Origin of the sequence: Pontixanthobacter luteolus (genome assembly GCF_947494915.1) — a bacterium.
In the GTDB taxonomy this organism is placed as follows: Bacteria; Pseudomonadota; Alphaproteobacteria; order Sphingomonadales; family Sphingomonadaceae; genus Pontixanthobacter; species Pontixanthobacter luteolus.
Window position 1 is genome coordinate 1,572,522 of the sequence record NZ_CANLWR010000001.1, and the last position, 22,245, is coordinate 1,594,766.

The 22,245-nt window shown below is 60.6% G+C and carries 19 protein-coding genes; all 19 read right to left on the reverse strand.

The features are described from left to right. Window positions 1-22 precede the first annotated feature (22 nt). Window positions 23-1,693 carry an SPOR domain-containing protein gene (locus PO778_RS07725; RefSeq protein ID WP_271439144.1) on the reverse strand — a complete coding sequence of 557 codons (1,671 nt, stop codon included), beginning with the start codon at window positions 1,691-1,693 and terminating at the stop codon, window positions 23-25. Between the two features lie 167 nt (window positions 1,694-1,860). Beyond that, on the reverse strand, window positions 1,861-3,555 hold the full coding sequence (gene ftsZ / locus PO778_RS07730) for a cell division protein FtsZ (protein WP_160730340.1): 1,695 nt from the start codon (window positions 3,553-3,555) through the stop codon (window positions 1,861-1,863). Between the two features lie 122 nt (window positions 3,556-3,677). Further along, on the reverse strand, window positions 3,678-4,958 hold the full coding sequence (gene ftsA / locus PO778_RS07735) for a cell division protein FtsA (protein WP_160730341.1): 1,281 nt from the start codon (window positions 4,956-4,958) through the stop codon (window positions 3,678-3,680). Beyond that, complete coding sequence (locus PO778_RS07740; protein WP_160730342.1) at window positions 4,958-5,863, reverse strand: cell division protein FtsQ/DivIB; 906 nt, start codon at window positions 5,861-5,863, stop codon at window positions 4,958-4,960. The genes ftsA and PO778_RS07740 overlap by 1 nt, the downstream gene beginning before the upstream one ends. Continuing rightward, the gene (locus tag PO778_RS07745) at window positions 5,850-6,839 is read right to left on the reverse strand and encodes a D-alanine--D-alanine ligase (RefSeq protein ID WP_271439145.1); all 990 of its coding nucleotides are present in this window, start codon (window positions 6,837-6,839) and stop codon (window positions 5,850-5,852) included. Before PO778_RS07745 ends, PO778_RS07740 begins: the two co-directional genes overlap by 14 nt. Next, window positions 6,836-7,777, reverse strand: coding sequence for a UDP-N-acetylmuramate dehydrogenase (gene murB / locus PO778_RS07750; RefSeq protein ID WP_271439146.1), 942 nt, complete (start codon window positions 7,775-7,777; stop codon window positions 6,836-6,838). Before murB ends, PO778_RS07745 begins: the two co-directional genes overlap by 4 nt. A 26-nt stretch (window positions 7,778-7,803) precedes the next feature. Then, complete coding sequence (gene murC / locus PO778_RS07755; protein ID WP_271439147.1) at window positions 7,804-9,228, reverse strand: UDP-N-acetylmuramate--L-alanine ligase; 1,425 nt, start codon at window positions 9,226-9,228, stop codon at window positions 7,804-7,806. Next, window positions 9,225-10,421: an undecaprenyldiphospho-muramoylpentapeptide beta-N-acetylglucosaminyltransferase gene (gene murG, locus PO778_RS07760; RefSeq protein ID WP_271439148.1), complete on the reverse strand. Its 1,197-nt coding sequence runs from the start codon at window positions 10,419-10,421 to the stop codon at window positions 9,225-9,227. The genes murC and murG overlap by 4 nt, the downstream gene beginning before the upstream one ends. Further along, a complete protein-coding gene (locus tag PO778_RS07765; RefSeq protein ID WP_160730347.1) occupies window positions 10,418-11,674 on the reverse strand; it encodes an FtsW/RodA/SpoVE family cell cycle protein in 1,257 nt (418 codons plus the stop codon). Before PO778_RS07765 ends, murG begins: the two co-directional genes overlap by 4 nt. Beyond that, window positions 11,671-12,999, reverse strand: a complete 1,329-nt coding sequence (gene murD, locus PO778_RS07770; RefSeq protein ID WP_271439149.1) for a UDP-N-acetylmuramoyl-L-alanine--D-glutamate ligase — start codon at window positions 12,997-12,999, stop codon at window positions 11,671-11,673. Before murD ends, PO778_RS07765 begins: the two co-directional genes overlap by 4 nt. Beyond that, on the reverse strand, window positions 12,996-14,066 hold the full coding sequence (mraY, locus tag PO778_RS07775; protein ID WP_271439150.1) for a phospho-N-acetylmuramoyl-pentapeptide-transferase: 1,071 nt from the start codon (window positions 14,064-14,066) through the stop codon (window positions 12,996-12,998). Before mraY ends, murD begins: the two co-directional genes overlap by 4 nt. A 23-nt stretch (window positions 14,067-14,089) precedes the next feature. Further along, window positions 14,090-15,556 carry a UDP-N-acetylmuramoyl-tripeptide--D-alanyl-D-alanine ligase gene (locus PO778_RS07780; protein WP_271439151.1) on the reverse strand — a complete coding sequence of 489 codons (1,467 nt, stop codon included), beginning with the start codon at window positions 15,554-15,556 and terminating at the stop codon, window positions 14,090-14,092. Further along, complete coding sequence (locus PO778_RS07785; protein ID WP_271439152.1) at window positions 15,553-17,052, reverse strand: UDP-N-acetylmuramoyl-L-alanyl-D-glutamate--2,6-diaminopimelate ligase; 1,500 nt, start codon at window positions 17,050-17,052, stop codon at window positions 15,553-15,555. Before PO778_RS07785 ends, PO778_RS07780 begins: the two co-directional genes overlap by 4 nt. After that, window positions 17,052-18,770 carry a peptidoglycan D,D-transpeptidase FtsI family protein gene (locus PO778_RS07790; RefSeq protein WP_271439153.1) on the reverse strand — a complete coding sequence of 573 codons (1,719 nt, stop codon included), beginning with the start codon at window positions 18,768-18,770 and terminating at the stop codon, window positions 17,052-17,054. Before PO778_RS07790 ends, PO778_RS07785 begins: the two co-directional genes overlap by 1 nt. Then, entirely contained in the window at window positions 18,767-19,297 is a 531-nt protein-coding gene (locus PO778_RS07795; RefSeq protein ID WP_160730353.1) for a hypothetical protein, read from the reverse strand. The genes PO778_RS07790 and PO778_RS07795 overlap by 4 nt, the downstream gene beginning before the upstream one ends. Continuing rightward, window positions 19,294-20,271, reverse strand: coding sequence for a 16S rRNA (cytosine(1402)-N(4))-methyltransferase RsmH (rsmH, locus tag PO778_RS07800; RefSeq protein ID WP_271439154.1), 978 nt, complete (start codon window positions 20,269-20,271; stop codon window positions 19,294-19,296). Before rsmH ends, PO778_RS07795 begins: the two co-directional genes overlap by 4 nt. Then, window positions 20,268-20,807: a division/cell wall cluster transcriptional repressor MraZ gene (locus tag PO778_RS07805; protein WP_271439155.1), complete on the reverse strand. Its 540-nt coding sequence runs from the start codon at window positions 20,805-20,807 to the stop codon at window positions 20,268-20,270. Before PO778_RS07805 ends, rsmH begins: the two co-directional genes overlap by 4 nt. A 298-nt stretch (window positions 20,808-21,105) precedes the next feature. Next, a complete protein-coding gene (locus PO778_RS07810; protein ID WP_271439156.1) occupies window positions 21,106-21,867 on the reverse strand; it encodes a motility-associated ABC transporter substrate-binding family protein in 762 nt (253 codons plus the stop codon). Then, window positions 21,868-22,227, reverse strand: coding sequence for a tumor necrosis factor receptor family protein (locus PO778_RS07815; RefSeq protein ID WP_271439157.1), 360 nt, complete (start codon window positions 22,225-22,227; stop codon window positions 21,868-21,870). Between the last annotated feature and the right edge of the window lie 18 nt (window positions 22,228-22,245).

Sequence of the window (22,245 nt, forward strand, 5' to 3'; positions counted from 1 at the left end):
CGGCGCCGGAACCACCAGAAATTCACTTCAATTGATCAATTTCCTGCCCCTCGGGGCTGGTGAAGGTAAAGCTGTCGACACCATTTTCCTTGAGTGAATTCATGGTGTTGCGAGCCTCTTTCAGGCTGACATATGGCCCTGCAAGCAGGCGATTTGATTGGCCCCAAGGTGTTACGTGCGGGTTTTTGCCGTCCAGAACACCTTGAGCCGACCGGCTGATCCGCCGCCAGTCGAACTTCAATGCAGACACATTCTTTCCGGTCGCGACCTGGACCCAGAACCGTTCAGGATGTTTTGGCGGATCCGGCGTTTTCGGCTCGGGTGGCTTTGCCACCTCGCGCGGGGGTTTGATCGTGGTGATGTCGACCGCACCTGCACCCAGCGATGCCGTTGTAGACGGCCCGAGGCTGAAATTCGCAAACGCCTCGGCAACGGTGGCCGGGTCGTCCGGCGGTGTTTCCGCAGGCGTATTGCTGGCTGCGATCGTGCTGACCACCACGGGTGACGCGCCCGATTGCGAGGCCCCCGCCTGAGCGAGATCGAAACTGGGGGCGGCCGCCTGCATATTTGCCGGTGGTACCGATGCCGGTGCGGCGGCTACCTGCGCTGCAATTGTGCTGTTCGCTGCAGGCAGTTCATTCCGCACCTGCACGTTATCAGCACTGTTCCGCACTGCGATTTGGGGCAATTCCGCAGAAGCAGTGACGGGCTTGGAGCCACTATTGGCGGCGAGGTCTGCAGACTGCGTCGCCTGTGTGTCTGGCTGTGCCGTAACCGGAGCAGGCTCAGGCGGAACTGCACTTCTGCCGCGATCGGGACGGCGCCGTGGGCTCTTTGTGTCTGTCGCTGCACTGGCAACCCGCCGGCCAAGCGGCTCGCCCTGCGGCGCAAGGCGCGCATCGGCATTGCTCGCTGCAGAAGATCGCCCGGCATATTCGGCGATTCGGGGATCGTCGCGGCCGATCTGCGCTGCACGCGGAAAAATACCCAGATTGGCAGCTGCAGCCTGCTGAGCCTTCGTCAGGCGCGGCATGTAGCGCAGATAAGGCGCAATCCGGGCCGACAGGTCGCGCGGCATCACTGCTTCTGCGATGGCAACCGCTTCCGTATCTTCGCCCAGAATTGCCATGCCGAACGCACGGGTCCGGTAAGCGGCAAAGTCCTGTTTTTCGAGGAGTGGATAAAGCACCTTCTCGAATTCGCTGCGGTTTCCGGCGATCGCGTGGCTCAGAGCTAGGCGGCGGCGTGTTTCGTCGTCATCTTTGCGGGCCATTGCCTGCTGATAGAAACTTTGTGCCGCAGCATTGTCGCCGACCAGATCGTAGGCCAGCCCGCGGTCACCGGCCAAGGCACCTGTTGCAGCGCCGGCCTGCTCTGCTTCGTCGAACAGCCGCAGGGCTTCCAAGGGGCGCTCGCGGCGGACAAATGCGCCTGCCAGCCCGACCTTGATACGCGCATTGACTGGCGAAAGCTCGTCCGCACGTCCGAAAAAGCCAATGGCAGCATCCACATCGCCAACCGCCAATGAGGCATTGCCTGCATCAATCAGCGCATCGACATCGCGTGAATTCCTGGCCAGCCTTTGCAGCGCCTCGCTCAGGTCAGTCGCACTTTTGGGGGGCAATGGCTGCACGACGGCTTGCGATACCGCATCCTGCGCCGGCTGCGCGGACAGAGGCGCAGCAGACGCCATCAAACATCCGAACAATGCCGCGCGAAGCGGTTTCCGTGCCGTCAAACCTTGCTGCATGGTTCCAGTTTCGGCCAACGCCAAAATCCAATCTACCTTTCGCATATTCCGCATCGGGTCACCGGCAATAGCATAGCCGCATGAACCCGAGCGGAACGTTGCTTCGTAGATTACTGGTTGTTCTGACGCCCGAGGAAACGGGGAATGTTGAGCGACGAACCGCCTTCATCCTCGCCGTCCTCATCCTCGTCTTCTGCATTGCTGTCAGAACCCGAGCCGCGCGACAGATTGGCCATACGCTCGAACAGAGTGCTGCCCGCACCCGATCCGCCGCCACTGCCGCCCTCGCCCGATCCAGAAACCAGACCGCGCCTGCGACCGGTCTTGACCTCCAGCGGTTGATCTTCTTCAGCCAGCTTGTCGGCGTTGAGAAGGAGTTCGTCCTGCTGCGAACCGGCGTCGGTGCTCTCGTCAGTTTCAACCTCGGCGGTCAGGTCCAGCGCATCGTCATCGCTGCCTGCTTCGGAGATTTCATCCCAATCGTCGTCACTGGCAGAAGCATAGCCCTCTTGCTCACCAGGTGAGGTCAGAGCGGTATCATCCGCAGGTTCCGGCAGGGAAGACTCTTCATCCGCATCGAACGGATCAGCAATCTCGTTCCGCATCCCGGCAAGCGGGTCAACGATGCCGTCGACATCGCCGTCATCCTCGCCCTCTTCCTCGAAATCGTCGTCGTCGAAAGACATTCCGGCAAGACCAGCGGGAACAGCGGAGGGTTCCTCTGCGAACTCTTCTTCGAATTCATCTTCGGCGGGCAGTTCAAGTGCCGGACGCTTTGGCGCACGCGATCCACCCAGGGAGAGCGAATGGGTATCCCCGCCACCGTCAACCTGACCGGCGCCGGGCTCGATACCCGTCGCAACGACCGAAACACGGATCTTCCCGTCAAGATCGGGATTGAAGGCCGAACCCCAGATGATGTTCGCGTCTTCGTCCACCAGCTCACGAATGTGGTTCGCCGCTTCGTCGACTTCCAGCAGCTTCATGTCTTCACCGCCGATGATCGAGATGATCACACCCTTCGCGCCCTGCATAGACACACCGTCGAGCAGCGGGTTCGCGATCGCACGTTCAGCAGCTTCGAGAGCGCGATTTTCGCCCTCGCCCTCGCCGGTGCCCATCATTGCCTTGCCCATTTCTTCCATAACCGACTTAACATCGGCAAAGTCGAGGTTGATCAGGCCCGGCATGACCATCAGGTCGGTAATCGAACGCACACCCTGCTGAAGCACTTCGTCGGCTAGCTGGAACGCTTCCTTGAAAGTGGTTTCAGCCTTGGCGATCAGGAACAGGTTCTGGTTCGGAATAACGATCAGCGTGTCGACATGGCGCTGCAGTTCGGCAATGCCTGCTTCGGCTGCACGCATCCGGCGCGTACCTTCGAACAGGAATGGTTTGGTGACCACGCCAACTGTCAGAACACCCTTGCGCCGCGCCGCTTCTGCGATGACCGCAGCAGCACCCGTGCCTGTACCGCCGCCCATACCGGCTGCGATGAAGCACATGTTCACACCGTCGAGCGCGTCTTCGATTTCCGCGACCGTTTCTTCTGCGGCTGCCTTGCCCACTTCGGGACGGGCGCCAGCACCAAGGCCGCCGGTGATTTCAGGGCCAAGCTGGATGCGGGTGTCCGCAACTGCTGTATTGAGCGCCTGCGCGTCGGTGTTGGCGACGATAAATTCGACGCCTTCGATTTCAGCCGCAATCATGTTGGCGATCGCGTTGCCGCCCGCTCCGCCGACACCGATAACGGTAATCTTCGGGCGAAGTTCGTCGGATGCCGGTGGGCCGATATTAATGCTCATTTTATACCCCTCCAAGGGATTGGTCGCATAATTTGATAGTCACATTCGTTTTGCCACAAAGCGAATCAACCCTGCAAAGGGTAAATCCTCTTATCCACAGTGGTTAACGCACGGAGTTCCACTCAGAAATACTCTTTAACCGCGCGAAATATCCTTCCGAACATCGCTGCGCCCGAAGCTTTCACGGTTTCCTGGTAGCCAGGCTCGATCGAGCGGATGTCCACCGGATCGTCTGCCGCATAGAGGCAAAGCCCCGACAGGGTTGCAAATCCCGGTGTCGCATGGGCCTCGGGCAGGCCGCGCAGCGATGGGGCCTTACCCACCCTGACAGGGCGGCCAAGCGCGCCTTGTGCAAATTCTGCGATGCCTGCAAGTTCAGCGCCACCGCCGGTCAGAACAACCTGATTGCCGCGCGCGCCGGAGAAACCCATCTCCTTCAAAGCCTTGCCGATTTCGTCGGTCAGGCGCGAGAGCTGCTCTGTCACGACGGAAACGAGTTCGGCGCGCGGAATGCGGTTCTTGTCATCAGCGCCACGAGCGGTTGTGCCTGCGGAACTGTCGCCCGGCCCATCAACGGGGATCATTTCGCGGTGGTCGCTAGGGCTGGCGATTGCAGAGCCGGAAACGCATTTCAGCCGCTCGGCCTGGAAACGGCGGATGCCAAAGGCTGATGCAACGGCATCGGTGATATCAGCCGAGCCAAGCGGAATGGCTTTCAATCCCAGCAGCATCCCGCCAGCATAGACAGACACATTGGTCACATCACCGCCGATTTCGACCAGCGCCGTGCCCAACTCCCGTTCCTCGGGGCTAAGACAGGCATGGCCAGCCGCGATTGGCGCCGCAACCACCGCTTCGACGTCCAGGTGCGCGTTCTGCACCGCTTCGATCAGGTTGCGGACTGGCGCGCCGTCGGCAAGCATCACGTGAATATCCACGCCAAGGCGTTCGGCATGAAGGTTCTTTGGATTGGCAACCCCGTGTGCGCCGTCGAGTGTGTAATGCGCCGGCTGCGCGTGTAGCACCATGCGGCCGTCAGGCTCGATGGAATCGCGTGCGGTTACGAGCAATTGCTCGATATCCTCTTCTTCGATCCGGCGGCCGCCAATATCGATTTCCACCTTGGCAATCTGGCTGGCGAGTCCCGCGCCTGCACAGCCGATCCAGACGCTGGACACGCTGGTCCCGGCGTTCTTTTCTGCCCGCTCTACAGCATCACGGATGGCATAGGTTGCGGCGGCCATATCGGTGATATAGCCGCGCTTTATGCCTTGGCTGGCACGGTGGCCCGAGCCCAGCACGATCATCTCTCCGGTCTCCGAAATGCCCATGATCATGGCAGAGATGCGGAAACTGCCGACATTTACTGCGCCGTAGACTTTGGAAATGCGGGGTAGAGCCATCAGCTGCCGCTTCCGGTTTCAAGGCTTTCCTGCGCGCGGCCCGGAATACGCATGTAAATTCGCTCAGGCGCGCGCATGTCGAATGTCGCAACCTTTCCGCCGAGGAGGCGGTTCACCCCGTCGAGCCTTGCGAAGGAAATCAACGCGGTGGCCGCTTCCTTCTCGCCCTGCGGCAAGGCCAGCACCTGATCGGTGCTGAAGGTGAGATTCCAGCGGCGATTGCCGATCCATTCGGCTTGCGCAACCTGCGGCTTCAGCGCCGGTGCGGCATCAAGCAAATCCGTTAGCTGAGCGACCTGCTGCCTGGCACCGGGCCCGGCGATAACCAGCATCCCGCGTGCATTTGCCTGAGTGATCGGTTCGAGTTCCGCCCCGGTTGGATCGATAAGCACCATCCTGCCCGGTTTCCTGAGAACCGCATGGGGTGTGCGTTCAACGATGTTTACGACGAGCGTGTCGGGCAGTTGGCGCGAAACGCGCGCGTCCTGGACCCAGCTCAGTTCGAGCAATTCGTCGCGCAGCGTATCGAGTTCGACCAGCGGCATCGGCCTGTCGCGTTCGCCCAAGACTTTCTCGTAGACCTTCAGTTCGTTCATCCGGTCGACGCCGCTCACGCGAACATGGCGCACTTCGAAACCGGCGTCGGATGCCAGCCCGGCAATCTGTTGCTGTGCCATGGCCGGCACGCCGGCCAGACTAGCCACGAACCATGCCAGCGCCGCTGCTGCACCGAGGATCATCGCCAGGAAGAAACGCGTCAGCTGTTCTTCGGTGAATGGCAGCACAGCCATTGCCGAATCCATGAACGAGCCGGTTTTCGCCTTTGCCCGCCGAGCGGTGTTGGCGCGGCTCTTGGCTGCGGCGGAGCGGCGCACGCCCTGCCCTTTGCGTTTAACCGTTGCCATCTGCCCCTCCTTGCTGATCCGCACCACTTGCCGCGCTGCGAAGCGCTTCCTTGACGATTGTTTCGACGAGATCCGCGTACTCCATACCGCAATATTTTGCCTGTTCAGGCACGAGGCTGAGCGGAGTCATCCCCGGCTGTGTATTCGTTTCCAGCACGAACAGGCCGTCTTCGCCCAGTTCGTCATCCCAGCGGAAGTCAGTTCGGCTCGTACCTTTGCAGCCCAAGACCTTGTGCGCCCTGACCGCATATTCGCAGCACAATTGCGCGATGTTGTCGGGAATTTCAGCGGGGCAGATATGATCGGTCATGCCGTCAGTGTATTTCGCGTCGAAATCGTAAAAGCCGGATTTCGGAACCAGTTCTGTCACCGTCAGGGCGCGTGGGCCACCTTCGCCGTCGATAACGGCTGTGGTAAGCTCGCGCCCCTTTATGAAAGGCTCTGCCAAAAGGTGGTCAAACTGTTGCCACGGCCCTTTGGCATCTCTTTGAATCGGATTGCCGTAATTGCTTTCATCGGTGACGATCGCCACCCCGACCGACGATCCCTCGTTCACGGGTTTGAGCACGTATGGACGCGGCAACGGGTCCTTCTCGTAAAGCTCCGCAGTTTGCACGATCCGCCCACCCGGCATCGGAATACCCGCCGGGACAAGCGCTTGCTTAGTCAGTTCCTTGTCGATTGCGATGACAGAGGTGGCGAGGCCAGAGTGAGTGTATGGCACGCCCATCAGATCGAGCATGCCCTGCACCGTTCCGTCTTCGCCCGGCACCCCGTGCAGAGCGTTGAAAACGATGTCGGGCGCAGCTTGGGCAATTCGGGCGGCAACCTGCCGGTCCATATCGATCCGGGTCACTTTGTGTCCGCGGCTTTCCAGCGCGTCAGCCACGCCTTTGCCGCTCATCAGGGAGACGGGCCGTTCGTTAGCCCATCCGCCCATCAGAACCGCGATATGCAGTTTGCGCTTCGCATTCATGGCCGGCCAACCCTTTGAATTTCCCATTCCAGCTGGACGCCGGAGTTTTCATAGACGCGGCGCTTCACTTCTTCCCCCAGCCCTTCGATATCTGCGCTTGTCGCATCGCCGGTGTTGATCAGGAAATTGGTGTGTTTCTCGCTCACTTGCGCGCCGCCCATTTTGAGCCCCCGACAACCGGCATCATCGACCAGCTGCCAGGCCTTTCGGCCTTCCGGGTTCTTGAAAGTGGAACCGCCGGTCTTGGTCCGTAGCGGCTGCGAGTTTTCGCGCGCTTCGGCAATCCGGTCCATCTCCGCACCGATTTCTTCCGGAACGCCCGGCGTACCCTGAAACCGGGCCTGAACGACCACCGCCCCATCGGGTATCGCGGAATGGCGATATGTGTATTCGAGATCGGCTGCCGGCAAGACGATGCAGTCCCCGCTCGGCAAGATCACTTCACAATCGATCAGCACGTCTGAAACCTCGCGGCCATATGCGCCGCCGTTCATTCGTACGAAGCCGCCAACCGTCCCTGGAATCCCGCGAAGAAATTCAAGGCCGGCAATGCCAGCATCGCGCGCGGTGGAGGAGACGAGAATTCCGTGAGCACCGCCGCCACATGTGACAACACAATTTTCATCCGTTTCGACCTGTGCGAACGGCTTGCCCAGTTTCACGACCACGCCCGGCACGCCGCCATCGCGGATGATCATGTTGGACCCAAGGCCGAGCGCCATCACCGGAAGTTGTCCGCCCAGCCGTTCAAGGAAATCGACCAGATCCGCCCGGTCCGCTGGTTCGAACAACCAGTCCGCATTGCCCCCGGCCTTGAACCAGACCAGCTTGGCGAGCGGCGCATCGGCGGTCAGCTTGCCGCGGATGTTCTCGATTGGAACAGGCGTCGAAACCGCACCATCAACCTCGGATGCGGGTGCCGATCCTGTGTCGTTCATAAACCAGTCGTTTGGTTGATGGCCGCTCACGCCGCAGTCCGTTCTTCAGCAATCGCATCGGCCAGCCCGGCTGCCCATTTCGTGATGTCACCTGCGCCAAGGCACACGACCAGATCGCCTTCAACGATTTGGTCGGCAAGGGTTTTTGCCAGCGCTTGCTGGTCGCTGATTGTCGCTGCTGAACGGTGGCCGCGCGACTTCAGCCCTTCTACCAATGCGTCCGAACTGACACCTTCGATCGGGTCTTCGCCCGCCTCGTATACCGGAGTCACATACACCTGGTCCGCATCGTTGAAGCAGGTCTGGAAATCATCCATCAGATCATTGAGGCGCGAATAACGGTGCGGTTGCATGACCGCGAATACACGCCCGTTCCCGACAGCCGATACGCTTTCCTGCGCAGCCGAAAGTACAGCACGGATTTCAACCGGATGGTGAGCATAATCGTCGATGATGCTTGCCCCGCCGACGGTACCGACCTTGGTAAAGCGCCGACGCACGCCGCCAAATTGACCAAAGCCATTGCAGATCACTTCGTCAGAACAACCCATCTCGATCGCAACAGCAATCGCGGCGAGAGCGTTCTGAACGTTGTGGCGGCCTGGCATCGGCAGCTTGACGCCTTCGATACGGCGATCTTCTTCGCCGCGCTGGCGGACGACCACGTCGAATTTGTTGCCGCCTTCCACAGGCTGGACATTCACACCGCAAATGTCTGCCTGCAGCGAGAACCCATAGGTCACTACACGGCGGTCGCGTACCTTGCCGATCACCGCCTGCACTTCAGGATGATCGATGCACAGAATGGCAGCGCCGTAGAACGGGACGTTGTGAATGAATTCCACAAAGGCATCTTTCACCCCGTCGAAATCGCCGTAGTGATCGAGGTGTTCAGGATCGATGTTGGTTACAACCGCAATCGTACCGTCAAGGCGCAAGAAGCTGCCGTCGCTTTCATCGGCCTCAACCACCATCCAGTCGCTGTCGCCCATGCGCGCGTTGGAGCCGTATTGCTCGATAATGCCGCCATTGATGACGGTGGGATCAACCCCGCCCGCATCCAGAAGTGCAGCGATCATGCTGGTCGTCGTAGTTTTGCCATGCGTGCCGGCAACCGCGACCGTGCTTTTCAGCCGCATCAGTTCAGCGAGCATTTCAGCGCGGCGAACCACGGGGATACGGTTTTCCAGAGCGTGCGCGACTTCGGGGTTGGTCCGCTTCACGGCGGTAGAGATCACGACGACGGCTGCACCTTCAACGTTTTCCTTCTCGTGTCCGATCTTGACCGAAATTCCGCGCTCCCGCAGGCGCAGGACGCTCGGGCTTTCAGACAGGTCACTGCCCTGCACAGTATAGCCGAGATTGTGCATCACTTCCGCAATGCCGGACATCCCGATCCCGCCGATGCCGACGAAATGGATCACCCCGATATCAGTGCCTACGCCCTTCATGATGCATCATCCCTTGCCGCGCCATGCGCCGGCCTTGCTTCCTGCGATGCGCCGCGGGCGTTGTTCGCGCCAACCCGGATAACGTCCATCAGTTCGCTGCCGCCAAAACTCTCGACCAGATCGGCAAGGTCCCGCACCGCGTTGGGACGCCCGCAATTCCAAGCCGCATGCGCCGCCGTTGAAAGTGTATCGGGACGCTGCGCCAAAGCCTGTATCTGGCGCGCGAGTTCCTTGCCGGTAAAATTATGCTGACGGATCGAACGCGCACCGCCGCTTTGGGTCAACTCGCGCGTATTTGCTGCCTGATGGTCATCGGTTGCAATCGGCAGCGGGATCAGGATGGCCGGACGGCCAACCGCAGTCAGTTCCGCGATGGTAGATGCGCCAGCACGGCCAATAAATAGATGCGCGTCGGCCAGCCGCGATGCCATGTCCTCGAAATATGTGCCGAGTTCTGCCGGAATGTCGTGGCTGCGATACCGCTCACGCACGGCATCAATATCTTCCGGGCGGCATTGCTGCGTCACCTGCAGGCGCGCACGCAGAGCAGGCTGCAACATGGCGAGCCCGTCCGGCACCACTTCTGAAAGCACGCTGGCACCCTGACTGCCGCCAGTGACAAGCACGCGCAGCAGCCCTTCATCCGTAAACGGAGGAAACGGATCATCGCGCAATTGCATGACTTCGGCCCGTACCGGGTTGCCAACCAGATGCGTTTTCTCGGCGTGTTTTGGCTTAAGCCGTTTGATTTCCGGATAGGCAGTGGCGATTGCTTCAACCCGGCTGGCCAACAACCGGTTTACCCTGCCAAGCACGGCGTTCTGTTCGTGCACCAGGCTGGGTATTTCAGCCGAAGTCGCCGCCAGCAGCGCAGGCAGTGCCGGGTATCCGCCGAAACCGATTACGGCGCTGGGCTCGAAAGTTTCGAACAGGCGCAGTGACATCTTGCGCCCTTCCAGCACAGCCTTGATGCCCTTGAACCATTTGAGCGGGTTCTTTCCAAACCGGCCGGCAGGCAGGACATGCGCTGGCAAAAATTCAGGCTTGCCCGGGATCGCCGCGCCGCGCTCATCAGTGATCAGCGCAACATGGTGGCCGCGCCGGTCAAGCTCAATCGCCAGCGCAAAGGCCGGGATCAGATGCCCGCCGGTACCACCGGCAGCCAGGACAAAATGGCGGTTCGCGCCGCTCATGAGCGTTTTCCTTCGTTCGTTTTTCGCATCGCCCCGAATTTCTTGAACGGGGGCACCTTGCGCAATCCGGGTGTCTCACGCGTGAGAAACGGATTTCGCCGCGTGATGGCCAGCAATAGCCCGGCGGCAAGACATACAGCGATGGTCGAAGAACCGCCATAGGATACAAGCGGCAAGGTCATGCCTTTCGATGGAAAAAGCTGCAGATTGACGAGGATGTTGATGAACGCCTGACCGCCAATCTGTGTCACCAGACCGGCACCGGCCAGCAGTGTGAACAGATTGTCTTCATCAGCCAGACGAACCAACACGCGGGCGATGATCGCCAGATACATCACGACGATGACAGCGCACATAAGCAGACCGAATTCCTCGCCGATGACGGAGAAAATGTAGTCTGTATGCGCCTCGGGCAGGTTCAGCTTGCGAATGCCCAGCCATAGCCCGCTTCCGGTCCAGCCGCCTGCCAGCAAGGTGCGTTGGGCAAGGTCGACCTGATCGAATGCCGTACCCCCGCCAAGGAATGCGTCGATCCGGTTGCGGCCGTTTTCATACAGGAAATACACCGCGACCAGGCCCGCGATACCGCCGCCGATCAGCATCCCGATACGTTGGACCGAGACGCCCGACAGCAACACCAGAACGAACCACACACCGCCAAACAGCAGCGTCGCACCCAGATTAGGCTGCAACATCAGCAGGAGCCCAACAACACCCATGATTGCGGTGACGATTGCCAGCACCGGCAAATGCGGATCACGCAGCCGCCACGACAGGATCCACGCCAGCGCAATCGCAAAGCCAGGCTTGAGAAATTCCGATGGCTGGAACCTCATACCCAGATTGATCCAGCGCTTCGCTCCGTTCACTTCATGGCCGATCATCGGCACCAGTACGAGGAAACCCAGCATTGCCGCTGCCAGAACGATCCCGACCCTGCGTGCGTTGTCGCGCGACAACATGGATGCGCCGATCAACGTGATCACGCCGAGGAACTGCCAGCGCAGATGCGCCCAGTAAAAATAGAGATCCGGCAACTGCACTGATGCCGTGGACAGCCGGCGCGCACTGGCCGGCGATGCTGCAGCAACAGCGGCTGTGCCGATTGCCATCAGCAGCAGAATCAGAAACAGCAGGACCCGGTCGACTTCGCGCCACCAGATCTTCAACTCCGCGCTTCGTGATCCGCGAAACTTCTCGGTCGCAGGTGCACGTTCGCCGGCACGCGGGATATAGGGCTGGCTGGCGCTCATGCTTCAGGCCTGCGGTCACTATCTGCGGCACCGTCCGGGTCTTGTTCGGTCAGTGTCCTAACGATCTGGCGGAAGTGTTCGCCGCGCTTTTCGTAATCACGAAACTGGTCGAAGCTGGCACAGGCCGGGGATAGCAGGATGACATCGCCGGGCACCGCATTCACGACGGCGCGCCCGACTGCTTCGCACAGCAATTCGCAGCGTTGGACGGGTACCGTCCCTTCCAGAAGCTCTGCGAAACGGGGGCCGGCCTCGCCGATTGTGTAGGCTGTCTTGACGTTGCCCAGATGCTGTTCGCACGCGCCCAATCCATCTTCCTTGGGCAACCCGCCGACAATCCAGTGGAGCCTTGGCGCGGGATTGGGCGGATAGGCAGCGAGAGCGGGTGCAGCGGAATCGGCATTGGTTGCCTTGCTGTCGTTGATGAACAGCACCCCGTCATGCTCCGTCACGAATTCCATCCGGTGCGGCAGGCCCCTAAAGGACTGCAAACCGCGTTCGATCTCATCCGGAGTGAGATCGAGTTCCATGCAAACCTGGATTGCAGCAGATGCATTTTCCGCATTGTGCGGCCCTTGCAGCGACGGCCACCGCACCTGTCTTTCACCATCGATCGCCGGGATCGGATTGGTCGGGGACGCAACGCGCAACTCGGGCGGGATGTGGGAACCAAGGAACGAAATATGCCCGCCGGACTGCATCGCGAACAGACGTGCCTTGCTCGCCGCATAGGCCGCAAATCCGTCATACCGGTCGAGATGGTCGGGGGTTATGTTAAGCAGCACCGCAATTTCGCAATCTAGACTGACTGTCAGGTCGATCTGATAGCTGGACAGTTCCAGCACATAGACACCGCCTTCGGGCAGCGGCTCCTGTTCCATGATCGGAATGCCGATATTGCCGCCCATCAGGGTGGGCACGCCGGCAGATTTGAGAATGTGATGCACCAGCGCGGTGGTGGTCGATTTGCCGTTGGTGCCGGTAATGCCCACCACCTTGTGCGGCGGCAGCGCAGAACGGGCCTGCGCGAACAATTCGATATCGCCGATCACCGGAACGCCGAAACGCGCAGCATACCCTACGATCGGATGGGTGTTGAGCGGAACACCGGGCGACACGATCACGGCGGCAAATCCGCTCAGGTCAATCTCCAACGGGTCAGCCAGACGCGCGCGCCCTTCCAGCTTTTCTCGGGCCACATCCTGCCGGTCCCAAGCGACGACGTCCGCCCCGCTGGCAAGCAATGCTTCCGCCGCGGCGAGACCTGATCTGGCGAGACCGAGGATGGCATAGCGTTTGCCGGAAAAGGCGGGGCTGGTGATCATCTGAGCTTGAGCGTTGCCAGCCCCATCAGTGCGAGCACGATCGACACAATCCAGAACCGGATCACCACCGTCGATTCAGCCCAGCCTTTTTGTTCGAAATGATGGTGGATCGGCGCCATGCGGAAGATCCGTTTGCCGGTGCGCTTGAACCAGAAAACCTGGATGATGACCGACAGTGCCTCCATCACGAACAGGCCGCCGACAATCGCCAGCACAATCTCGTGATGCGATGCCACGGCAATCGCGCCCAGCGCCCCGCCCAGAGCAAGACTGCCGGTATCGCCCATGAACACAGCGGCAGGGGGCGCGTTGAACCACAGGAAAGCGAGGCCGGCACCCATGATCGCAGCACACAGGATCGCAAGCTCGCCTGCCCCCGGAACATGGGGAATGCCGAGATAGGCGGAATAATCCACGCGGCCCACAAGATAGGCGATGATCGCGAAGGTGCCTGAGGCGATGATTACCGGCATGGTCGCAAGACCATCCAGCCCGTCGGTGAGGTTCACCGCGTTACCCGCCCCGACAATTACGACGGCGGCAAAAACATAATAGAATGGGCCAAGCGGGATCGATACGTCCGACACGAACGGGACGTAGAGGTTGGTGTTTATCTGACTGACGATCAGGTAGGATGCGACACCGGCCACGGCGAATTCCATCAGCAGGCGAACCTTGCCTGACACACCCTTGTGACTTGCCTTGGTGACTTTGTCGTAATCGTCAAGGAAACCGATCAGGCCAAATCCCACCGTCACGGCCAGACAGGCCCAGACAAACGGGTTTCGCAAATCCATCCACATGATCATCGAAAATGTCAGCGAGATCAGGATCATCAGGCCGCCCATCGTTGGCGTGCCAACCTTTGCCAGATGGGTTTGCGGCCCATCTTCGCGGATTGGTTGCCCTTTGCCCTGGCGGACACGCAGCATGTTGATGAAACGGGGGCCGATGATCAGGCCGATCACCAGCGCGGTCATCAGCGTCGCCCCGGACCGGAAGGTCTGGTAACGGATGAGGTTGAAAATTCCCTCGAAATTCAGCCACTCGGCGATCAAATAGAGCATTAAGGCTTCCCGCCCCCCACGTTCTAGTTCCTGGCCGTGAAATGCGCGACCACCCTGCCCAGACCAACTGAGTTGGAGCCTTTGACCAGGATCGCGTCCCCCGACGTGATTCCGAATTCTTCAAGCGCCGAAATGGCCTCTGCAGGACCTTCGCAATGCGCGAAGCTGAGTCCCCCTGCAAGCGCATCCGCAGCGCCTTTCCCCAAGTCCCTGACGAGGGCTTTCATCTCTTCACCAACCAATATGGCAAAATCGACATTCGCCTCGGCCAACGGTTCGGCCAGCTGGGCATGAAAACGGGGAGCAAAATCACCCAGTTCCTTCATAGAACCAAGCACCGCAACGCGGCGCGTTGCTGGCGTCTGGCCCAATTGGCGCAAGGTTGCGCGCATTGATGCCGGATTGGCGTTGTAACTTTCGTCGATCAGCAATGCCTTGCCGCTGATTGCGGTGATCTGGTGGCGTGCGCCCCGCCCTTTCAGGCCGCCCATCTCCGCCAGCGCCAGTCCGGCGGACCCCAGATCGCCGCCAGCGGCGCGCACAGCGGCCATGACCGCCAGCGCATTGCTGATCCAGTGGTCGCCCGGCTCCGCGACCGAAAAACACAGCCGCGTCGCGCCGAGGTCCGCCGTGACCAGCGAACCGCCATTGGCAGATGGAATCGCATCGAGCAGACGCACATCGGCATGGCGCGCGCGGCCGAACGACACGATGTTTACGCCGTGTTTCGCCGCGGCCGCTTTCAATTGTTCGAATTGCGGGCTGTCAGCCGGGATCACTGCGGTTCCACCAGGCACAATACCTTCGAAAATCTCTGCCTTGGAATCTGCGATGGCTTCGATACTGCCGAGGTTTTCGATGTGGGCCGGCGCAATCGTGGTGATCACCGCCACGTGCGGCTTCACCTGATTGGTCAGGCCTGAAATTTCGCCAGCGTGGTTCATGCCCATTTCAAACACGCCGAACTTGCTCCGCGCAGGCATTCTGACGAGGCTGAGCGGCACGCCGACATGGTTGTTGTAACTGCGGACGGAACGATGCGTTGCGCCGTGGCTTGCGCGGTCCAGACCGGCAAAGATTGCCTCTTTCACACCCGTTTTGCCGACTGATCCGGTTACCCCGATACGAACCGCCGTGCTGCGTTCGCGGGCCGCGGCTGCCAGCAATTCCAGCGCTTCGTTGGTGTCGGGCACGAGGATGTGCGGCTGTTCAATCGGATGATCGACAACGGCTGCGGTTGCACCGTTCGCAAATGCTTTGTCGAGAAATTTGTGCCCATCGGTCGCTTCGCCTTTGAGCGCGAAGAAAAGGTCCCCGGAACGCACATCGCGGGAATCGATTTCGACGCCGGAAATCTGGAAATCGCAGCTGGCTGTACCGCCGGTCGCCGCAGCAATGCTGGCCGCATCCCACAATGCCAGACCGATGGCATCGCGTTTGCGAACAGGCCATGCGCGCAGCGCAGGGTGGCGGTTGCTCAATGCACTCATTCTTCGGTTCCCCATGCTTCCTTGCCCAGCTTCACGCCGCATTCGCGTGCCACCTCGACATCGTCGAATGGCAACACGCGTGTATTCTCTCCCGAGCCGATGATCTGGCCCTTCTCATGACCCTTGCCGGCGATCAGGATGATGTCGTTTTTGCCCGACATTTCCATTGCGCATTCAATCGCTTCTCGGCGGTCGCCGATCTCGCGCCCCTTGCCATTGGCACCGGCAAGCACTGCTGCACGGATGGCGGCCGGATCTTCACCGCGCGGATTGTCGTCGGTCACGATAATTTCGTCGGACAGGCGCGCGGCAACTTCGCCCATTGGCCCGCGTTTGCCCTGGTCACGGTCGCCGCCCGCACCGAAAACAGTAATCAGGCGTCCGGTCACATGGGGGCGAAGCGCGACAATCGCAGATTCAACCGCATCAGATGTGTGGGCATAATCGACATAAACGGGCGCCCCCGACGGGCTAATCAAAGCTCGTTCCAGCCTGCCGCGCACCGGTTGCAAGCGGCCCACCGCATCGAACACCATTCCTGCATCGCCGCCCGTTGCAAGCGCAAGTCCTGCGGCGACCAGCGCATTCGCAGACTGGTAGGCGCCGATCAGCGGAAGTTTGATAGTACGTTTCTGACCCGCATGCTCGATCTCGAGTTCCTGACCCAGCTGGGTCGGCGTATGGGAGAGCAGGCGGATCCCGTTTTGATCGTTAGCCCCCTGCTCACCCACAGTGAACACACGCAGGTTACGCCGCTGTGCGTGTTCGATAGCCCGTTCGGTCCACTCGCCAGTACCCGTCCAGACTACGATCGTTGCATCGTCATTCACGACTTCATCGAAAAGCCGCATCTTGGCCGCGAAGTAATCCTCCATATCGGCATGATAATCGAGGTGATCGCGGCTGAAATTTGTAAAACCGGCCGCCACAACCGGGAGGCCTTCGTTGCGGTACTGGGACAGCCCGTGGCTCGAAGCTTCGAATGCAACATGGGTAACGCCCTCACGCGCCAGTCCGCTCATGTTCGAATGGAAAGTGACGATATCGGGAGTAGTCAGTCCGGTCGAAACCGAACCATCCGGGGTTGTTACGCCCAAAGTACCGATTGATGCCGCGCGGTGGCCGCACATGCGCCAGATCTGGCGGGTCATTTCGGCGGTCGAAGTCTTGCCGTTGGTGCCGGTGACCGCAACGATTGTTTCAGGCACCGGCTGGAAGAATTGTGCCGCCAGCCGTGCGAATACCCGCCGGGGTTCAGGGTCAGCAATGTGGACCGCGCCCTCCACGCGTGCTTCGGGCCTGGCGACAACGGCAACTGCGCCTGCCTCGACCGCGGCGGGAATGAAATCTTCGCCGTTGACCTGCGAACCCTGGAACGCGCCAAACACAGTGCCCGGCGCGACCTTGCGGTTATCGATGGCGAAGCCGGTGACGTTGATTTCAGCGCCCTCTGGGCACTCGATTCCGGCGGCTTGGGCGATCTTTGTCAGGCGCATCAGTCAGCCTTCGCGATCAGGGGTTTGAGGTCGCTGATATCGATATCGCGCGTGGTGTCGGGCCGCACGCCGAGGATCGGCCCGATACGCGGGACCAGCTTGCCGACGATCGGCGCGGCGTTCCATGCGGCGGTGCGCTGGAACGAACTTGCGGCGGTGCCTTTTGGTTCATCCAGCATCGCGATCACGACATAGCGCGGCTTGTCCATCGGGAAGGCGGCGGCGAAGGTCGAAACCAGAGAGCTGCGGCGATACCCGCCCGCACCCGGCTTTTCCGCGCTGCCGGTCTTGCCGCCGACCCGGAACCCGGGTGCGTCTGCGTTGCGGCCGGTGCCGTACACTGCGATCATGCGGAGCAACTGGCGCATCCGTGAAGAAGTCGATGCCTTGAACACACGGCGGCCCTTGGGTGCCTTGCCCGGCGCGAGCTTGTGCATTGTCGCAGGGCGCCAGACACCGCCATTTACCATCGCAGCATAGGCGCTGGCGAGGTGCAGCGGTGTCACCGCAATGCCGTGGCCATAGCTGACAGTCATGTTGCGCAGGCGCGGCCAGTCATCGCCCGGCCAGATCGGGAAACCCTTTGCCGGCAATTCGATATAGGGCCGCTCGTTCATGCCAAGGTCGATCATCGTGCGGCGCAGGCGCTCTGCCCCCAACTCGTCGGCGATCCGTGCAGTTGTCGTATTGGAAGAATGGATCAGCGTCTCGGCCACGTTGAGGTGGTTGCCGATGAAGTGGCTGTCCTTGATGCTGAAACGGCCAACTTTCACCGGCGAGGCATCATAGCGGCGACCAAAATCTCGCACCGTGCCTGCATCGATCGCCGCTGCTACTGTGAGCGGCTTGAAGGTGGAGCCGAGTTCGTAGACCTGATTGGTCACCCGGTTGAACATATGGTCGACGCCCTTGGCATCAATCTTGTTCGGATCAAATTCGGGCAAGGATGCAAGCGCCATGACCTCGCCGGTATCGACGTCCAGCACGATCCCTGCGGCGCCCATCGCATTGGTCGCCAGCATGCCGCGGCGCAGCTCGTCTTCCAGCGCACCTTGGGCGCGCATGTCGATCGAGAGAGCGACGGGAGTTCCGCGAACTGCCGGGTCCATAAGGCGCGCGTCGAGCACCTGTTCCATGCCGACCTTGCCTTTACCTTCGGCATCGACATAGCCGAGCACATGGGCTGCCATCGATCCTTGCGGATAGTGGCGGTCGGTTTCGCGGGGCATTTCCAGCGCCAGTTCGCCCAGCGCCATGACTTCGTTTGCCTGTTCTGGCAGAACGCGGCGGCGCAGATATCCCGGCCGGCCAGCCGCGAGTTTTTCCGCAGTGACATCAATGTCCATCTCAGGAAAAATGCGGTTGAGTTCCTGCGCGATTTCACGCGGGTTCTTCACCAGCGGATTATCAGCATCGCCCAAAGCCTTGGGGTTATACCACAGCGCATAGGCCGGGAATGCGCGCGCCAGGGGCACACCGTTGCGATCAGTTAATTCCCCGCGCGGCGGCAGCAGCGCATCTTCCAGCGAAGTCGCACGGTAAGTCTGATCGGTGAAACCAAGATAGCCAATCCGGGCCACGGCCGCGCTCGCCACCAGAGCAAAGATGATGGCAACCCACAGCACCCGCAGACGCGCCGTGCCTACAGCCAGTTCGCGGACGGATGTAAGCTGGAAACGGCTGGTCGAAATTGCAGTGCTGACTGCCATCCCGTTCATTCCGGCAGCTCCGCAATCGACCGCTCCAGCGGATTATCGAGCGACAGGCGTTCTGCCAGCGAGGATGGGGCGGACATGGGCGAGCGGCGCCGCTCGCCGGTATTCCCGCCGTCCGAGCGTTCAGGCTGCAAAGTCTCGCCGGTCAGCGGCGAAACCATCAATGCAAAGCTCGACTCTTCACCTTCAACCGGAGCGCGGGCAACACGGATCGGTTCGGGCGCGGTGGCACCGCGGGGAACGCCCAGGCTCGCAAGCTGACGCTCATTCTCGAGGTACTGGTCCGCATTCGGTGCAGAAAGACCGAATTCGATCCGGTTCCAGTCGGCCAGCTGCTGCTGATTGGCGCGGGTCTGAAATTCTGTTTCCAGCAGCAATGTCTCACGCTCCAGCGCGATGAGCTGGCGTTCGGCAAGCCGGACTTCGCTCTTCACGGCATTCACACGGAAAGTGAGCGCGACAAAACCGGTGATGCAGACACTCAGCACCACGGCCCAGCCGATCTGGCGAAGACGCGAACCGCGCATCATGCTGCCTCCCTCGCGGGGGCGGCTGTGCGAACGGCATAGCGCAGGGTTGCGGAGCGCGAACGGGGGTTGTCGTTCACTTCACGCTCGCCAGCACGAATTGCCTTGGACACATCGCGATAGATTGCCGGCTCGGATTCTATTTGCGGCAAGTGACGCGAACCGCCGGTGCTGCCGCTGGCATCCTTGAGGTAACGTTTGACGATACGGTCTTCGAGGCTGTGGAAACTGACCACGGCAAGACGGCCGCCCTCGCCCAGCAGTTTCTCTGCCGCGGCCAACCCCTCGTGCAGCTCGTCCAGCTCCCCATTCACATGGATGCGGATCGCCTGAAAACTGCGGGTCGCCGGGTCTTTCTGCGGGCGCTTGGTGTATTCGCCGGGACGGTAACCAAGCGCCTTGCGAACCACGCGTGCGAGGTCTCCGGTCGTCTCCAGCGGGCGCGCCGCAACGATCGCCCGGGCGACCCGGCGCGACTGGCGTTCTTCGCCGTAATTATAAAGGACGTCGGCGATCACGTTTTCGTCGGCGGAATTGAGGAAATCCGCCGCGCTTTCGCCCTCTTGCGACATACGCATATCGAGCGGTCCATCAGCCGAGAAGGCAAAACCGCGCTCCGCCTGATCAAGCTGCATCGACGATACGCCGATATCCATTGTGATGCCGTCGACCGCTTCGATCCCGGCATCATTCATAGCCTCTGCCATTTCCGAGAAACGCCGCGCATGGAGCACAAGCCGGGGCGGATTTTCGCGTGTTTCAGGCCATTTCTCGCCCGCCTCGATCGCGTCGGGGTCGCGGTCGAAAGCGTGGACGGTGGCCCCTGCATCGAGCAGCGCGCGGGTGTATCCGCCAGCACCGAAAGTCGCGTCGATGATGACGTCGCCTTGCTCGGGCGCAAGCGCCGCAACGACCTCTTGCAACAGCACGGGAATGTGCGGTGCGGTGTTCGCAGCTGTGTTGGGATCGCCGGTCATTTGCGCTTCGCCTTCGCCGCAATGTCGGCCAGCAACCCTTGGCAACCGGCTTTCGCAGCACGCCATTCGTCGCCCTGCCGGTCGAGGACTTGCGGGTTCCAGATTGTGAAGAACCGGCCGCCACCGCGAAAGAACAGTGCGTCTTCGATCAGGCCATCGGCCTTTATGAAGTCGGGCATGGTGAAGCGGCCGCTGTCATCAAAGGGAATTTTCTCGAAACCGAACAACTGGCTAGCGCGCAGTTCACGGTCGTATTCGCGGCCAAGGCGCAGGGCGGCATCTTCTTCGCGGTCAAGCTGGGTTTCAAGCTCTGCTTCTCGGGAAAGGCCGAAGCCAACCAGACAATCCCAGCGGTCATGCTTGGCAAGGCAAAGGATGCGATGCCCATCGCTGGATTCCTTGACGGTTTTTCTGAAGTCGGAAGGCACAACGAACCGACCTTTGTCCCCCAGAAGGGTCAAAGCCTGTCCACTGTAACTATGAAGTGCTCCCGCCACTTCGCCCCAATCCTCTGCCGAACAAAACCCCTGAGGCACGCCTTCTCCGCTCCCGCCCGCGCATAAGCTCGGGTGGCTCGCCCCGAAGAATCAGAGCGCAGCAAAAAACGTCTTGCCTGATGGAAGACGGTATTACCCCGCGAGATGCGGGGATGGAAGGGAAAATTAAGGGTTTAGTGGGGATATGCTGATAAGTATATGTTTTACCTAGCTAAATATCCTTAACCCTAAGCCTGATATTCGCATAAAAAGCCTTGAAAACAACACGCCTCCCGCGAAATCCCCGTCGATCCCGGGGCGCGACTCCGCTCCATCCCGTGAAATCCCCGAACGGCGTTCAGTCACGACCGAATGTCCGCTGAAGCATACTGCCGAGCGCCTCTATCCGCGCCTCGTCCGCCAATTCGGTATCGAGAATTGCTGCATCCGCGATGACTGTCGCGCGCCCTTCCCCGACCTGGCATTGCGCCACCAGACCCGCCGCCTGAATTTCGCAATCCGCAAATTCGCTGCCACGCGCAGCAAGCACGCCAGGCGCTTCGACCGGGATGGCAAAGCTGCTCCACAGCGCTTCTCCCGAAGTGTCCGGCCCTACCCCGAGCTCAAGCCCCCACCGAGAGAGGATCGGCCCCAGCATCGCGATATCCTGAGGCCGCCTCTTGTCGCCAAGCCCGAACTGCGAGTGCTGGGTCAGAACCGGATCGGCAAATATCAGCACCTGACCGCCTGCCTTCACCCATTCATCCAAGGCAACGTAGTCGGCTGGCGGTAATGGAGCCGCTTGAGCCAGGATGAGATAATCTACTGCCGATAATGCAGATGAAGGCGTTACCGCGCCCTGTCCGGCTAAAGTGTCGAGCGGCGTCAGTTCATATCGCTCTTCCAGCAATCGCCTGACCCAAGGCGCTTCTGCATCGGGGGAAATCGCAGCTGAGATGTCTGATTGACTGGGCCAGTAGATTGGCAGGGACGTCATCAGGCCCAGCGATGGCCTTTGCGGTGCCTGCACTACCTCTTCCGCCTGATCAGCGCACACAGAGCTGGCAAGCACCAACAACGCAGCGCAGATGCAAGCCGCAACCGATCTTGCGGTGCCCATTTATTCGGTTTCTGAGCTCAGGCCCTGCTCAGGCAGGATCGCCGATTCCTGAGTTGGAGCTGCGGTCGGTTCCGCAGGCAGATCCGGCACCACACCGGCTTCTGCCAGCGGATCGCTCTGGACCGATGCGCTCGGCATTGGTGCGGTGGTCGCGGCAGCTTCCGGCACGCTTTCGGCATCCGCCTGGTCCGCCCGGTCGCGAATGACGTCTGCGAGCGCGACAAGCATGATCATCACGATAATGCCGCTGATCCCGATCTGGAGACGTTGCAGCGCCTGCGACCGGGTTCCGCCCAGCGGCGTTTGCCCGACGGCATCTGCCGGCCCGTGCATGATGCGTTCAAAAAAACGATTTGCCATTTCTGGAATCTAGACCGT

Bases quoted from the DNA above. Each gene is read 5' to 3' on its own strand.
- murB (WP_271439146.1), bottom strand. From the start codon at position 7,777: ATGAACGACACAGGATCGGCACCCGCATCCGAGGTTGATGGTGCGGTT.
- rsmH (WP_271439154.1), bottom strand. From the start codon at position 20,271: ATGACCGGCGATCCCAACACAGCTGCGAACACCGCACCGCACATTCCC.
- PO778_RS07785 (WP_271439152.1), bottom strand. From the start codon at position 17,052: ATGCGCCTGACAAAGATCGCCCAAGCCGCCGGAATCGAGTGCCCAGAG.
- PO778_RS07795 (WP_160730353.1), bottom strand. From the start codon at position 19,297: ATGATGCGCGGTTCGCGTCTTCGCCAGATCGGCTGGGCCGTGGTGCTG.
- mraY (WP_271439150.1), bottom strand. From the start codon at position 14,066: ATGCTCTATTTGATCGCCGAGTGGCTGAATTTCGAGGGAATTTTCAAC.
- PO778_RS07745 (WP_271439145.1), bottom strand. From the start codon at position 6,839: ATGAATGCGAAGCGCAAACTGCATATCGCGGTTCTGATGGGCGGATGG.
- PO778_RS07780 (WP_271439151.1), bottom strand. From the start codon at position 15,556: ATGAGTGCATTGAGCAACCGCCACCCTGCGCTGCGCGCATGGCCTGTT.
- PO778_RS07765 (WP_160730347.1), bottom strand. From the start codon at position 11,674: ATGAGCGCCAGCCAGCCCTATATCCCGCGTGCCGGCGAACGTGCACCT.
- PO778_RS07725 (WP_271439144.1), bottom strand. From the start codon at position 1,693: ATGGCGTCTGCTGCGCCTCTGTCCGCGCAGCCGGCGCAGGATGCGGTA.
- PO778_RS07810 (WP_271439156.1), bottom strand. From the start codon at position 21,867: ATGGGCACCGCAAGATCGGTTGCGGCTTGCATCTGCGCTGCGTTGTTG.
- PO778_RS07740 (WP_160730342.1), bottom strand. From the start codon at position 5,863: ATGGCAACGGTTAAACGCAAAGGGCAGGGCGTGCGCCGCTCCGCCGCA.
- PO778_RS07815 (WP_271439157.1), bottom strand. From the start codon at position 22,227: ATGGCAAATCGTTTTTTTGAACGCATCATGCACGGGCCGGCAGATGCC.
- murG (WP_271439148.1), bottom strand. From the start codon at position 10,421: ATGAGCGGCGCGAACCGCCATTTTGTCCTGGCTGCCGGTGGTACCGGC.
- PO778_RS07790 (WP_271439153.1), bottom strand. From the start codon at position 18,770: ATGAACGGGATGGCAGTCAGCACTGCAATTTCGACCAGCCGTTTCCAG.
- murC (WP_271439147.1), bottom strand. From the start codon at position 9,228: ATGAAGGGCGTAGGCACTGATATCGGGGTGATCCATTTCGTCGGCATC.
- ftsA (WP_160730341.1), bottom strand. From the start codon at position 4,958: ATGGCTCTACCCCGCATTTCCAAAGTCTACGGCGCAGTAAATGTCGGC.
- murD (WP_271439149.1), bottom strand. From the start codon at position 12,999: ATGATCACCAGCCCCGCCTTTTCCGGCAAACGCTATGCCATCCTCGGT.
- ftsZ (WP_160730340.1), bottom strand. From the start codon at position 3,555: ATGAGCATTAATATCGGCCCACCGGCATCCGACGAACTTCGCCCGAAG.